The organism is Burkholderia sp. BKH01 (assembly GCF_025685725.1).
GTDB lineage: Bacteria > Pseudomonadota > Gammaproteobacteria > Burkholderiales > Burkholderiaceae > Burkholderia > Burkholderia pyrrocinia_C.
In genome coordinates this window covers 502457-514861 of sequence record NZ_JAOTQT010000002.1, presented here as the reverse complement: position 1 = coordinate 514861, position 12405 = coordinate 502457, and the positions used below count along the sequence as shown (strand labels likewise).

Genomic DNA, 12405 nt, shown 5'->3' with positions numbered 1-12405 from the left:
TCGTCTCCCGGTGCGGACCGTGCGCGTCGGCGGCGCCCGGACGGACGCCGTTGGCCAGGCCGATTCAAGCGGGTACAGTAGCGCGCACATGCGCCGCACGCAATGTCCGGCGGCCCGTCCCGACCCTCCCCAACCAAGGAAAACCATCATGCTCGAACTGCGCCCCGGCTGCGAATGCTGCGACAAGGACCTGCCGCCCGATTCGGCGGATGCGCGCATCTGCACGTTTGAGTGCACGTTCTGCGCGACCTGCGCCGACGACGTGCTGAAAGGCCGCTGCCCGAACTGCGGCGGCGACCTGGTCGTGCGCCCGCGGCGTCCGGCAAGCCTGCTCGCGAAGTATCCTGCATCGACGGAGCGCATCCACAAGCCGGGCGGCTGCGCAAACGCCGCCTGACGGCGCCGCCCCGCCCGCCCCGTTCCGTCACGACATCTCGATCCGCGCGCGCGTCACCGCGAGCAGCGCCGCCATCGCGCGGCGCGCGCCGTCCTCGTCGCGCACGCGGATCGCGTCGCGGACGGCCGTGTGCTCGGCGAGCGACGCGTTGTACACGTCCGCGCGGCGCGCATTCAGATGCAGTTGCGCCTCGAGCGTGCGATCGATCAGCGCGCCGAGCGGCACCAGCAGTTCGTTGCCGCCCGCCGCGAGCACGCTCAGGTGAAAGCGCAGGTCGGCGCGCACCCATTCGTCTACGTTGCGTGCATCGGCCATCGCGCGCGCCGCGTCGTCGATCGCGTCGAAGGCTTCCGGCGTATGTGCGCGCGCAGCGAGCGCGGCCGCGTACGGCTCGATCATCTCGCGCATCTCCTGCAGCTTCAGCGCGAACGCAAGCGGCGGCGCGACGCGCGCGTACCAGTCGAGCAGGTCGGCGTCGAGCAGGTTCCATGCATGGCGCGGCCGCACGCGCGTGCCGACCTTCGGCCGCGATTCGACCAGCCCCTTCGACGTCAGCGTGCGCAGCGCCTCGCGCATCACCGTGCGGCTCACGCCGTACATCTCCATCAGGTCGGGCTCCCTCGGCAGCAGCGATTCGGGCGGATAGTCGCCGCGCAGGATCGCCGTCGCAAGCCGGAAAGCCGTCTGTCCATGCAGGTCGTGTTGAATGATCGTTCTCCGTCGGGCCGGCGTGCAGGCTGCCCACTATCTGCACAATAATGCTATTAATACTATTTTTTATCCGGCTACGCTAGGATAATCGTGAAAGCACGCGACCGTGCGCCGCGCCCGAGCGCCCGCGCCGGCCAACCATGGAGACTCGCATCGTGAAAATCACCCGCCTCGAAACTTTCGTCGTCCCGCCGCGCTGGCTGTTCCTCAAGATCGAAACCGACGAGGGCATCGTCGGCTGGGGCGAGCCGATCGTCGAAGGCCGCGCGCACACGGTCGAGGCCGCGGTGCAGGAACTGGCCGACTACCTCGTCGGCCGCGACCCGCTGCTGATCGAGGATCACTGGCAGGTGATGTACCGCGCGGGCTTCTACCGCGGCGGCCCGATCATGATGAGCGCGATCGCGGGCGTCGATCAGGCGCTGTGGGACATCAAGGGCAAGCATCACGGCGTGCCGGTGCACGCGCTGCTGGGCGGCCAGGTGCGCGACCGCATCAAGGTGTATTCGTGGATCGGCGGCGACCGGCCGAGCGACGTCGCGAGCAATGCGCGCGCGGTCGTCGAGCGCGGCTTCAAGGCCGTGAAGATGAACGGCTCCGAGGAACTGCAGATCGTCGACACCTACGACAAGGTCGAGCAGGTGATCGCGAACGTCGCGGCGGTGCGCGACGCGGTCGGCCCGCACGTCGGGATCGGCGTCGACTTCCACGGCCGCGTGCACAAGCCGATGGCGAAGGTGCTCGCGAAGGAACTCGACCCGTACAAGCTGATGTTCATCGAGGAGCCTGTGCTGTCGGAAAACGCCGAGGCGCTGCGCGACATCGTCAACCAGACCAACACGCCGATCGCGCTCGGCGAACGGCTGTACTCGCGCTGGGACTTCAAGCACATCCTCGCGGGCGGTTACGTGGACATCATCCAGCCCGACGCGTCGCACGCGGGCGGCATCACCGAGTGTCGCAAGATCGCGACGCTCGCGGAGAGCTACGACGTCGCGCTCGCGCTGCACTGCCCGCTCGGCCCGATCGCGCTCGCCGCGTGCCTGCAGCTCGATGCGGTCAGCTACAACGCGTTCATCCAGGAGCAGAGCCTCGGCATCCACTACAACCAGGGCAACGACCTGCTCGACTACCTGCGCAATCCCGAGGTGTTCCGCTACGAGGACGGCTTCGTCGCGATCCCGCAGGGCCCGGGGCTCGGCATCGACGTCAACGAGGAGAAGGTGCGCGAGATGGCGAAGACGGGCCACCGCTGGCGCAACCCGGTGTGGCGCCACGCGGACGGCAGCGTCGCCGAGTGGTGAGCGCGCTGCGCATCGCGCGCGGCCGCGGCCCGCGCGATACGCATCGACTTCGGAGCGGCCGCCCGACAGGCGGCCGTTTTCGCATGTGCGGCGCGACGAACGGCACGTGCCATGCACGCGCCGGCGACCTTGCGCCGCGCCATGCGGAACCTGCCGTCAGCCGAGCGCCGCGAACCCCGGCACGCTGGACGACAGCACGGCGGCCGCGACGAACACGCCGATCATCGTCATCGCCTCGAGATGCAGGATGTTGCGGAACGTGTGCGCATCCTCGGTCGACGCGGTGCGACGCAGCCGCGGCAGCGCCGAGAAGCGGTTCAGGCTGCCGAGCACGAGCGCGAGCGCGACGAGCAGCAGTTTCAGCAGCAACACGCGCCCCCACGTGCTGCCGTCGAGCGGCGCGAGCGAACCGCCCAGCCCGCGCACCGCATTGAGCACGCCCGCCCCGAGCACGAATACGACCGCGATGATCGACGTACGCGACAGTTGCTGGCCGATGCGGATCAGCGCGCCGCGTGCGACCGACGAACCGAGTGCTGGCAGCACCGCGAGCCCGCCCGCGAGCACGAGGCCGCCCCACACGGCCGTCGCGAGCAGGTGCAGCGTCTGCACGCCGACCGCCGCGGACAGCGCGCCCGTATCGGCCGCATGGCCGAGCGATGCCTTGCCGGCCGCGACCACGATCACCGCGAGCCACAGCACCGCGTGCGCGACCGGGCCGTCCGGCTTCGCGAGCGCGACGATCGCGAGCACCACCGCACCCGCAAACGCGACGCTCCACGCGAAGCCCGCGTGCGTCTGCATCAGCACGACGGGAATCGCGGCGAATGCGCCGCCGAGCCCCGCGCCGCTCATCGTCGCGGCTTCATAGACCAGCCAGCCGAGATCCGCGAGCACGAGCGCCAGCGCCGCCGCGACCAGTGAATGTTGCGCGCGCAGCCACGCGGGATGCGAAGGCGCGATGACCGGCCGCGCGCCGTCCTTGCCGAGCCACGCCTTGAGCAGCGCCGAGCCGACCGCCATCGCGAACGTGGCGTCCATCAGCGCCGCGAGCGCGACCTGCCCGATCCACAAGCTATCGAACTTCATTGCGCGCACCCTCCCGGAAACGGCCGGCCGGCGACGCGACGGCAACGGGACAGACAACGGGAACGAGGCAACGGCACGGTAGAAAACGTCATCGATGAATCCGGAAACGGGAGAAACGACTGGACCTGCGGCGGAGGCGGCGCCGCGCGACCCGCGAGTGTACGGTCTTCGATGGTGAAAGCGCACGCCGGTTCACTTCGCTGCTGTGCAATACGCGTCAAATTGTCGCAAGTCGTAAACAGACAGGAACCGCTGTCCTTTTGCCAAATAGCCGTCATTACCCATCGATGATAGAATGCCGCGTCGCAGCAGCCCGGCTGTCCTGCCGTCCATGCGCCGAGCCGATCGTAGCCCGGACAAGGTCCCCGACGAATAATCATGGAGTCTCGTGTGTCTTCAAGACGCCTCTTCCGTCCGCTGCTCGCCGTTCTGTTGATCGGCGGAGCGGGCCTTATGAGCGCTGCCCAAGCGCAGACCAAGCCCACGGAGCAAGCGCACGCCCAGCAAGCGCCGCTCAAGGCACCCGATACGATGGCCGAGCGCGTGCGCGGCTGTACCGCATGCCATGGCGTCCACGGCCAGGGCACGGACAACGACTACTTCCCGCGTCTTGCCGGCAAGCCGGCCGAGTACCTGTACAACCAGCTCGTCAACTTCCGTGACGGCCGGCGCAAGTACCCGCCGATGAATTACCTGCTGACCTACCTGAACGACGACTACCTGCGCGAAATCGCCGAGCACTTCTCGGCCGAACGTCCGCCGTACCCGACGCCGGCGAAGCCGACGCTGCCGGCCGCCACGCTCGCGCGCGGCAAGCAGCTCGTCACGCAAGGCGACCCGTCCCGCAAGCTGCCGGCCTGTGTGGCCTGCCACGGCGCAGGGCTGACCGGCATGCAGCCGGCGATCCCGGGCCTCGTCGGCCTGCACGCCGATTACCTGAGCGCACAGCTCGGCGCATGGCGCTCGGGCAACCGCCACGCGAAGGCACCGGATTGCATGCACGACATCGCGGCGAAGCTTTCCGACGAAGACGTGACGGCCGTGACCGCATGGCTCGCCGCGCAACCGGCGCCCGCCAACCCCGTGCCGGCCCCGGCGCGCTCGATGAAGACTCCGCTCGCCTGCGGCAGCGAACCGCAATAAGGCAAGGGAGACAGACACAATGAAACGCAAGTCCCTGTTTGCACTCTCGGCTGTCGCGATCGTCGCGGCTGCCGCCCTCGTGCCGGTCCTGTGGCCGGGCAACGACACGCTGCACGGCGCTGCCGCCGTCGCGGCCACGCCGGCCGACCAGGCCGCGCTGATCAAGAAGGGCGAATACCTCGCGCGCGTCGGCGACTGTATCGCGTGCCACACCGTGCGCGGCGGCAAGTCGTTCGCGGGCGGCCTGCCGATGGCGACGCCGTTCGGCACGATGTACACGCCGAACATCACGCCGGACGACCAGAACGGCATCGGCAAGTGGACGTCGGACGACTTCTACCGCGCGATGCACACGGGTCGCTCGAAGGACGGCAGCCTGCTGTACCCGGGCTTCCCGTTCGCGAGCTACACGAAGGTCACGCGCTCGGATTCGGACGCGATCTACGCGTACCTGCGCTCGGTGCCGCCCGTGTCGGTGCCGAGCCGTCCGCACGAACTGAAGTTCCCGTTCAACAACCGCAACCTGCTGATCGGCTGGCGCACGCTGTTCTTCAAGGAAGGCGAATACAAGCCGGATCCGACGAAGTCGGTCGAATGGAACCGTGGCGCCTACCTCGTCGAAGGCCTCGGCCACTGCTCGATGTGCCACACGTCGATCAACATGATGGGCGGCCCGGTGAGCTCGTCGGCATTCGCAGGCGGCCTGATCCCGCTGCAGAACTGGTATGCGCCGTCGCTGACGAACGACAAGGAACTCGGCCTCGGCGACTGGCACGTGCAGGAGCTGTCCGACCTGCTGCAGGCCGGCGTGTCGCACAAGGGCGCGGTGTTCGGCCCGATGGCGGACGTGGTCCACAACAGCCTGCAGTACATGACCGACGAAGATACGCGCGCGATGTCGACGTACCTGAAGTCGATCCCGCAGAAGGCTGAAGCGCCGAAGAACATGCAGTACGAGCCGTCGAAGCAGTTCGGCAACGCGTTGTTCGACCAGGGCAAGAAGATCTACGCCGACAACTGCGCGACCTGCCACGCCGAAACCGGCGCGGGCAAGCCGCCGGCGTATCCGCCGCTCGCGGGCAACCACTCGATCATGATGGAATCGGCGGTCAACCCGATCCGCATGGTGCTGAACGGTGGTTATCCGCCGAGTACGTTCAAGAATCCGCGTCCGTACGGCATGCCGCCGTTCGCGCAGTCGCTGTCGAACCAGGAAGTCGCAGCCGTTGTAACGTATATTCGGATGTCGTGGGGCAACAACGGTACGCCGATCTCGCCCCAACAGGTGAGCGACCTGCGTTCCGCGCCGCTTGACTAAATAACGCGTGACGCAAACGGGGCGCGGCTGCGGGAAACCGCAGCCGCGCCCCTTTGCTTTTTGCGACGCCAGTCCCCGCGCGGGCCGCGCGAGGTGTCGCCGATCATAAAACTCAAGAGTGGTATCTATGTCTTTCGAATCTCTCGGCCTGGCCGAACCGCTTGTCAAGGCGGTCAACGAGCTCGGCTATACGTCGCCGACTCCGATCCAGCAGCAGGCGATCCCTGCTGTCCTCGGCGGCGGCGACCTGCTCGCCGGCGCACAAACGGGCACCGGCAAGACCGCCGGCTTCACGCTGCCGATCCTGCAGCGCCTGCACACGTTCTACGCCGAGCATCGCGGCGCGAAGCGCGCGGTGCGCGCGCTGATCCTCACGCCGACGCGCGAACTCGCCGCACAGGTCGAGGAAAGCGTCCGTGCCTACAGCAAGTACCTGAAGCTGCGCTCGACCGTGATGTTCGGCGGCGTCAGCATCAATCCGCAGATCGATGCACTCAAGCGCGGTGTCGACATCGTCGTCGCGACGCCGGGGCGCCTGCTCGACCACATGCAGCAGAAGACGATCGACCTGTCGGAACTCGACATCCTCGTGCTCGACGAAGCCGACCGGATGCTCGACATGGGCTTCATCCACGACATCAAGCGCGTACTCGCGAAGCTGCCGCCGCAGCGCCAGAACCTGCTGTTCTCGGCGACCTTCTCCGACGAGATCAAGGCGCTCGCCGACAGCCTGCTCGACTCGCCCGCACTGATCGAGGTCGCACGCCGCAACACGACCGCCGAGAGCGTCGCGCAGAAGATCCACCCGGTCGACCGCGACCGCAAGCGCGAGCTGCTCACGCACCTGATCCGCGAACACAACTGGTTCCAGGTGCTCGTGTTCACGCGCACCAAGCACGGCGCGAACCGGCTCGCCGAACAGTTGACGAAGGACGGCATCAGCGCGATGGCGATCCACGGCAACAAGAGCCAGTCGGCACGCACGCGCGCGCTCGCGGAGTTCAAGAACAGCACGCTGCAGGTGCTCGTCGCGACCGATATCGCCGCGCGCGGGATCGACATCGACCAGTTGCCGCACGTCGTCAACTTCGACCTGCCGAACGTTCCCGAGGATTACGTGCACCGGATCGGCCGCACGGGCCGCGCGGGCGCGACCGGCGAAGCCGTGTCGCTCGTGTGCGTCGACGAGAAGCAGCTGCTGCGCGACATCGAGCGGCTGATCAAGCGCGAGATTCCGCAGGAAGTGATCGCGGGCTTCGAACCCGATCCGAACGTGAAGCCGGAGCCGATCCTGCAGCGCCGCGGGCAGCAGCAACCTCGCGGCGGCGGTGGTGGCGGCGGCGGCAATCGCCAGCCGCGCGCAGGCGGCTCAGGCCAGCCGGCCGCGAAGCGCGACGCCAACGCGCAACCGAAGGCATCGCAGCAGAAGGCCGCGAAACCGCGCACGCAAGGCGGCGCCGGCGGCAACGGCGGACGCCCGGCGGGCGGCGGCAACAGCGCCCGCCCCGCGAGCGGCAACGCCGCACACCCGAACCGCAACCGTTCGTCGCGCAGCGGCCAACGCGGTCACTGAAGCCGCGCGGCCGCGCGCCGCAGGTGCTCGAGCTGGCGTTGCCAGCGCGCGAGCACCGCGGCGCGCTCCCCTTCCAGCGTGAACGTGACGCCTGTCGCGAGACGCGCATAACCGACCCGCTGCGCATCGCCGTGCGCGATCGTCGCAGCGAATCCGGCCAGTCCGCCGAAGTCGCCTTCGAGCGGCTCGATCCTCAATTGCGCCTGAAAGAACGCGCCGTCCGCGACGAGCGTCAGCGCGGCCGCGCGCCGTTGCGCGATCGCGCGCGCCGCACGCGATTGCGGCCATAGCGCCAGCAGCAGCGTGCGCGCGTCGCGCGCATAGATCTCACCGACGCCGAGCAGCGTCGTGCGCAACTGGCCGTCGTCGGTCGCGACGATCAGCGATGCGGCGATATCGGCATGACGCTCCAGCGCGGTACCGTCGAACAGCGATACGACGGCCGGCGGCCACGCATCGAACGTCCATTGTTCGAGCGCGTGGCGATGGGTATCGGTCATGATGGTGTGGCCCTGGTGCAGATCGGATGACGATGCGGCAGCATACGCCCGACGGGCCGCGTCGCGGCGATCAGCGCAGGAATACGTGCCGCGTGATCTTCGTGAGCGGATAGTGGACGCCCGGCTGGATCTTCGCGGGCAGGTCAAGCGGCTTGAGCAGCATCTTCACGCACATGTCGGCCGACAGGTTGCGCCGCACCAGCGAACTGATGCGTGCGACGCGCTCGCGGTTGTATTGGCTGTCGCCGATGCGATCCGGATAACGAACCGCGAACACGTGGCGCAGCGCGATCTCGGAATCCTCGTTCTTGATTTCCATCACGCGGCGCGCCAGCGCGCCGAGCACCGCGAGCCGGCCATTGCCTTCGAGCTTGTTGTACTTCTTGAAGAATTTGAAGAAGTGCTTGTAGTGGCGCACTTCGTCCGTGCGGATGTTGTCGGTGATTTCCTTCAACACGGGCTCGTCGGAGCATTCGTTGATCGCGCGATAGAGCGTGGCCGTGCCGGTCTCGACGACGCAGCGCGCGACCATCTCGAGCGCGCGGGTCTTCTCGAACGCCTCGACCTTGCAGGTCTTCGAATACTCGGCGAAGAAATTCGCGAATGCGGTATCCCAGTCGAACTCGGGCCACACGTGCGCGATGTATGCCTTCAGCGCGCGGCCGTGCTGCAATTCTTCGTGCTCCCATGCATTGTTGAGCCACGCGGATACTTCAGGATCGTCGTTGAAGAATTCGCTCAGATTGCTCGTATAGAGATCCGAGCCGCTTTCGATGAACGACGACGCGCACAGCAGCAGCAACAGATCCTCGTTCGCGGCGGCACGCTGACGATCGATCCGGTTCAGGTCGATGTCCTCGATTCGCCACGGCATGACATGCGTCGTTTTGGTGTCCATGGTGGTGCGCTCCCAGTCGTCGCGCGGGGGCCGGCCCATGCCTTCGGCACAGGCGCCGACCGTCCCGCAGGCGGCGTTTTACTTGCGTTTATAGTGACTTGGTCCGGCCGAACCATCCTGGCATCTTAGCCGGACTTTGACGTTCGTGCTCCAAAGCACTGACCATAGCCGACAAGCGCAGTTCCACGGCGTCTGTTGCCGTTCGTTAGACGAGTCCTTCGAACCGCTTGCAGCCGTTCAGTGGCACGGGCCGCACCAAACGAAACGGGCGGTCGTTCGGCCGCCCGTCGAGCGCATGAAATGGAGGCGAACCGTCAGAAGCCGGCCGCCAGACCGTCGCGCCGGCTGTCGCTCGCGGCCACGTAGCCGCGCTCGCGATCGTCGCGGTCGAGACGCCAGATGAACTGCCCCGAACCGAAATCCATGTAAGGATCGTCGATCGACTTGATCGTATGGCCGCGTGCGGCCAACGCGTCGACCGTCGCGCGATTCATCGTCGCTTCGACGTCGAGCGTGAAGTCGCGGTTGACCTTCCAGCGCGGCGCATCGCATGCGGCCTGCGGCTGCTGCCCATGGCCGAGCATCCGCACGACAGTCTGCAGGTGGCCCTGCGGCTGCATGTCGCCGCCCATCACGCCGAAGCTCATCACCGCCTCGGTGCGGCCGTCGACCTGCTCGGTGACGAACGCCGGGATGATCGTGTGGAACGGCCGCTTGCCGCCCGCGACGACGTTCGGCGAAGCCGGATCCATCGAGAAGCCGTGCCCGCGATTCTGCAGCGCAATGCCGGTGCCCGGCACCACGAGCCCCGAGCCGAAGCCCATGTAGTTCGACTGGATAAAGCTCACCATCATCCCGCGCTCGTCGGCCGCCGACAGGTAGATCGTGCCGCCCGAATGCGGCCGGCCGGCGCCGAAGTGCGTCGCGCGCGCGGGATCGATCTGCTTCGCGCGTTCGGCGAGATACGCATCGTCGAGCATCTGCTCGGGCGTGACTTCCATCGCGCGCGGATCGGCCACGTAGCGATAGACGTCCGCGAATGCGAGCTTCATCGCCTCGATCTGCAGATGCTGCGAGTCCACCGAATCGAGCGGCCAATCGGTCACGCCCGCATGCTCGGCGATCCCGAGCGCGATCAGCGCGGCGATGCCCTGCCCGTTCGGCGGGATCTCGTGAATCGTGTGACGGCCGAAGCGCTTGCCGATCGGCTCGACCCATTCCGGCCGGTATGCGCGCAGGTCGGCTTCGGTCAGCGCGCCGCCGCCTTCGCGGGCGAACGCGGCGATGCGCTCGGCGAGCGCGCCTTCGTAGAACGCTCGGGCGCCGTCCTTCGCGAGCGTGCGCAGCGTCTGCGCATGGCCGGGCAGGCACACGCGTTCGCCGACGAGCGGCGCACGGCCGCGCGGCATGAAGGTCTCCGCGAAGCCCGGCAGCCCTTGCAGCGCGGGCACCGCCGCCGCCCACTTGTGCGCGACGATCGGCGGCACCGCATAACCGCGCTCCGCAATCTCGATCGCCGGCTCGAGCAGGTCCGCGAACGGCAGCGAGCCGAACTTCGCGTGCAGCGCTTCCCAGCCCGCGATCACGCCCGGCACGGTGACGGTGTCCCAGCCGCGCGTCGGCTTGTTCGCGATGCCGTGCGCATCCTCGCCGTGGCGCTTGCGGAAATAGTCGACGTTCCACGCGGCCGGCGCGACGCCCGACGCGTTCAGCCCGGACAGCCGCTCGCCGTCCCATACGAGCGCGAACGCGTCGCCGCCGAGCCCGCACGACACGGGCTCGACGACGGTAATCGCGGCGGCGGCGGCCAGTGCCGCGTCGACCGCGTTGCCGCCTTTCCACAGCATCCGCAGCCCGGCCTGCGCGGCGAGCGGATGCGACGTCGATACGACGTTGCGCGCGAATACCGGGATGCGGGTCGTCGGATACGGGTTGTGCCAGTTGAAGCCAGTCATCGGTGCCACCTCGTCGAAAGCTGAATGAACGCGCCGAACGCGTGCCCGCGTGCGCGCGCAGTCCGCCATTGCAGCGCGATCAGCGCAATCGCACAAATTCATTTGTCACATGAATCCATGCTGTTTCCGCATGAATTACAGGCGGCCGTGCCGGCCAGGCCGGCCGAACGCCGTTGCCGCCCTTACAATACCCGCTCCGTCTCACGACACGACCATCGAGCCATGACCCGAGATCCCCGCCTCACCCTGAACGCGCGCCAGCAGGAACTGCTCGAATGGGTGCAGCGCGACGGCTTCGTGACCGTCGACGATCTCGCCGCGCACTTCGCGGTGACGCCGCAGACGATCCGCCGCGACGTGAACTGGCTCGCCGACCTGAACCTGCTGCGCCGCTACCACGGCGGCGCGAGCCTGCCGACCAGCTCGGAGAACGTGTCGTACACGGCGCGCCAGCGGATGTTCCACGACGAGAAGCGGCGCATCGCGGCGCTCGCGGCGTCGCACATTCCCGACCAGGCGTCGCTGTTCATCAACCTCGGCACGACGACCGAGGAAGTCGCGCGCGCGCTGAACCGCCACCACGGGCTGCACGTGATCACGAACAACCTGAACGTCGCGTCGATGATGAGCGGCTACCCCGACTGCGAGGTGCTGATCACGGGCGGCATCGTGCGGCCGTGGGACAAGGGCATCGTCGGCGAGCTCGCGATCGACTTCATCCGCCAGTTCAAGGTCGACTACGCGATCATCGGCACGTCGGCGATCGAGGCCGACGGCACGCTGCGCGACTTCGACACGCGCGAGGTGCGCGTCGCCGAGGCGATCATGCAGCATGCGCGCACGGTCTACCTCGTGACCGACCATTCGAAGGTCGGCCGCCCGGCGCTGGTGCGCCAGGGCCACCTGAGCCAGGTGCACGCGCTTTTCACCGACAAGCCGCTGCCGCCCGAGATGGCCGACACGGTGGCCGCCGCCGGCACCCAGGTGTACGTCGCGGAATGACGCTTGCGAGGGCGCCAGCGATGCTGCACCGCACCCGAAACTTCAAGTGAAATCAAGAAGTTGGCGCCGCGAGCCGACCGCTTGCGACGCATTCTCCTGTCAAACGGAAAATTAACGGGGCACGATTTGTCGTTGCCTGCGCGCTCGACTAGACTCCAGTTCCCCGGTCCGTTTGCCCGACCGCCTGTGCCAGGGTGTGAGCGAACTTCAGGGCCGGCGAATACAGCTTTCCCCCCAAGCCATACCCCCCGGGGTATCGTGCGTCGGCGTTTGCGCCGGCCGCGCGGGCAGACCGGATGCCATGGAGAGAACGATGCTGAGTCCGCATGAATTCGCCACGCTATTGCTTGTGAAGGACGCGCCTGACCAGCGCGACATGGATCGGGATGAACTGGACATCCTGCTCGAACAGCAGCTCGTCCGCCTGGAAGGGCTCGGCTCGGGGCGCAAATACTGCGTGACCGAGACCGGCGACGCCGCGCTTCGATCCATCAAGTACCGGTATTCGTGAAAAC

The 12405-nt window shown here is 67.5% G+C and carries 12 protein-coding genes; 7 read left to right on the top strand and 5 right to left on the bottom strand.

The features are described 5' to 3' along the window. Positions 1 to 148 precede the first annotated feature (148 nt). The gene (locus tag OEJ37_RS05265) at positions 149 to 397 is read left to right on the top strand and encodes a DUF1272 domain-containing protein (protein ID WP_034178947.1); all 249 of its coding nucleotides are present in this window, start codon (positions 149 to 151) and stop codon (positions 395 to 397) included. Between the two features lie 27 nt (positions 398 to 424). Here OEJ37_RS05265 and OEJ37_RS05260 read toward each other — a convergent pair whose 3' ends face one another. After that, complete coding sequence (locus OEJ37_RS05260) at positions 425 to 1108, bottom strand: FadR/GntR family transcriptional regulator (protein WP_175919337.1); 684 nt, start codon at positions 1106 to 1108, stop codon at positions 425 to 427. A 155-nt stretch (positions 1109 to 1263) separates the two neighbouring features. Here OEJ37_RS05260 and dgoD point away from each other — a divergent pair, with 155 nt between their 5' ends. Beyond that, the gene (gene dgoD, locus OEJ37_RS05255) at positions 1264 to 2412 is read left to right on the top strand and encodes a galactonate dehydratase (RefSeq protein WP_174421706.1); all 1149 of its coding nucleotides are present in this window, start codon (positions 1264 to 1266) and stop codon (positions 2410 to 2412) included. A 156-nt stretch (positions 2413 to 2568) separates the two neighbouring features. Here the strand turns inward: dgoD and OEJ37_RS05250 are convergent, their stop codons facing one another. After that, positions 2569 to 3501, bottom strand: a complete 933-nt coding sequence (locus tag OEJ37_RS05250; protein ID WP_263343411.1) for a CopD family protein — start codon at positions 3499 to 3501, stop codon at positions 2569 to 2571. Positions 3502 to 3879: 378 nt separating this feature from the next. Here OEJ37_RS05250 and OEJ37_RS05245 point away from each other — a divergent pair, with 378 nt between their 5' ends. The 3 genes from OEJ37_RS05245 to OEJ37_RS05235 all read left to right on the top strand — a co-directional run bounded on the left by OEJ37_RS05245 (position 3880) and on the right by OEJ37_RS05235 (position 7535). Further along, positions 3880 to 4644: a c-type cytochrome gene (locus OEJ37_RS05245; protein ID WP_072443436.1), complete on the top strand. Its 765-nt coding sequence runs from the start codon at positions 3880 to 3882 to the stop codon at positions 4642 to 4644. Between the two features lie 19 nt (positions 4645 to 4663). Further along, positions 4664 to 5962 (top strand): c-type cytochrome, encoded by a 1299-nt coding sequence (locus OEJ37_RS05240; protein ID WP_152863069.1) that lies wholly within the window; start codon positions 4664 to 4666, stop codon positions 5960 to 5962. A gap of 127 nt (positions 5963 to 6089) precedes the next feature. Continuing rightward, a complete protein-coding gene (locus tag OEJ37_RS05235; protein ID WP_174421704.1) occupies positions 6090 to 7535 on the top strand; it encodes a DEAD/DEAH box helicase in 1446 nt (481 codons plus the stop codon). Here the strand turns inward: OEJ37_RS05235 and OEJ37_RS05230 are convergent. The 3 genes from OEJ37_RS05230 to OEJ37_RS05220 all read right to left on the bottom strand — a co-directional run bounded on the left by OEJ37_RS05230 (position 7529) and on the right by OEJ37_RS05220 (position 10888). Further along, complete coding sequence (locus OEJ37_RS05230) at positions 7529 to 8035, bottom strand: hypothetical protein (protein ID WP_263343409.1); 507 nt, start codon at positions 8033 to 8035, stop codon at positions 7529 to 7531. The two genes, OEJ37_RS05235 and OEJ37_RS05230, sit on opposite strands and share 7 nt — an antisense overlap. Before the next feature lie 70 nt (positions 8036 to 8105). Continuing rightward, complete coding sequence (locus OEJ37_RS05225; protein WP_174422347.1) at positions 8106 to 8933, bottom strand: ferritin-like domain-containing protein; 828 nt, start codon at positions 8931 to 8933, stop codon at positions 8106 to 8108. A gap of 314 nt (positions 8934 to 9247) precedes the next feature. Continuing rightward, the gene (locus OEJ37_RS05220) at positions 9248 to 10888 is read right to left on the bottom strand and encodes a gamma-glutamyltransferase family protein (RefSeq protein ID WP_174422346.1); all 1641 of its coding nucleotides are present in this window, start codon (positions 10886 to 10888) and stop codon (positions 9248 to 9250) included. 222 nt (positions 10889 to 11110) lie between these two features. Here OEJ37_RS05220 and OEJ37_RS05215 point away from each other — a divergent pair, with 222 nt between their 5' ends. After that, positions 11111 to 11890: a DeoR/GlpR family DNA-binding transcription regulator gene (locus OEJ37_RS05215; protein WP_006493999.1), complete on the top strand. Its 780-nt coding sequence runs from the start codon at positions 11111 to 11113 to the stop codon at positions 11888 to 11890. Between the two features lie 313 nt (positions 11891 to 12203). Continuing rightward, a complete protein-coding gene (locus tag OEJ37_RS05210) occupies positions 12204 to 12401 on the top strand; it encodes a hypothetical protein (RefSeq protein WP_006477892.1) in 198 nt (65 codons plus the stop codon). Positions 12402 to 12405 lie beyond the last annotated feature (4 nt).

Excerpts from the sequence above, each read along its gene's own strand:
- OEJ37_RS05265 (WP_034178947.1), top strand. The coding sequence starts at position 149 with ATGCTCGAACTGCGCCCCGGCTGCGAATGCTGCGACAAGGACCTGCCG.
- OEJ37_RS05250 (WP_263343411.1), bottom strand. The coding sequence starts at position 3,501 with ATGAAGTTCGATAGCTTGTGGATCGGGCAGGTCGCGCTCGCGGCGCTG.
- OEJ37_RS05245 (WP_072443436.1), top strand. The coding sequence starts at position 3,880 with ATGGAGTCTCGTGTGTCTTCAAGACGCCTCTTCCGTCCGCTGCTCGCC.
- OEJ37_RS05240 (WP_152863069.1), top strand. The coding sequence starts at position 4,664 with ATGAAACGCAAGTCCCTGTTTGCACTCTCGGCTGTCGCGATCGTCGCG.
- OEJ37_RS05235 (WP_174421704.1), top strand. The coding sequence starts at position 6,090 with ATGTCTTTCGAATCTCTCGGCCTGGCCGAACCGCTTGTCAAGGCGGTC.
- OEJ37_RS05230 (WP_263343409.1), bottom strand. The coding sequence starts at position 8,035 with ATGACCGATACCCATCGCCACGCGCTCGAACAATGGACGTTCGATGCG.
- OEJ37_RS05225 (WP_174422347.1), bottom strand. The coding sequence starts at position 8,933 with ATGGACACCAAAACGACGCATGTCATGCCGTGGCGAATCGAGGACATC.
- OEJ37_RS05220 (WP_174422346.1), bottom strand. The coding sequence starts at position 10,888 with ATGACTGGCTTCAACTGGCACAACCCGTATCCGACGACCCGCATCCCG.
- OEJ37_RS05215 (WP_006493999.1), top strand. The coding sequence starts at position 11,111 with ATGACCCGAGATCCCCGCCTCACCCTGAACGCGCGCCAGCAGGAACTG.
- OEJ37_RS05210 (WP_006477892.1), top strand. The coding sequence starts at position 12,204 with ATGCTGAGTCCGCATGAATTCGCCACGCTATTGCTTGTGAAGGACGCG.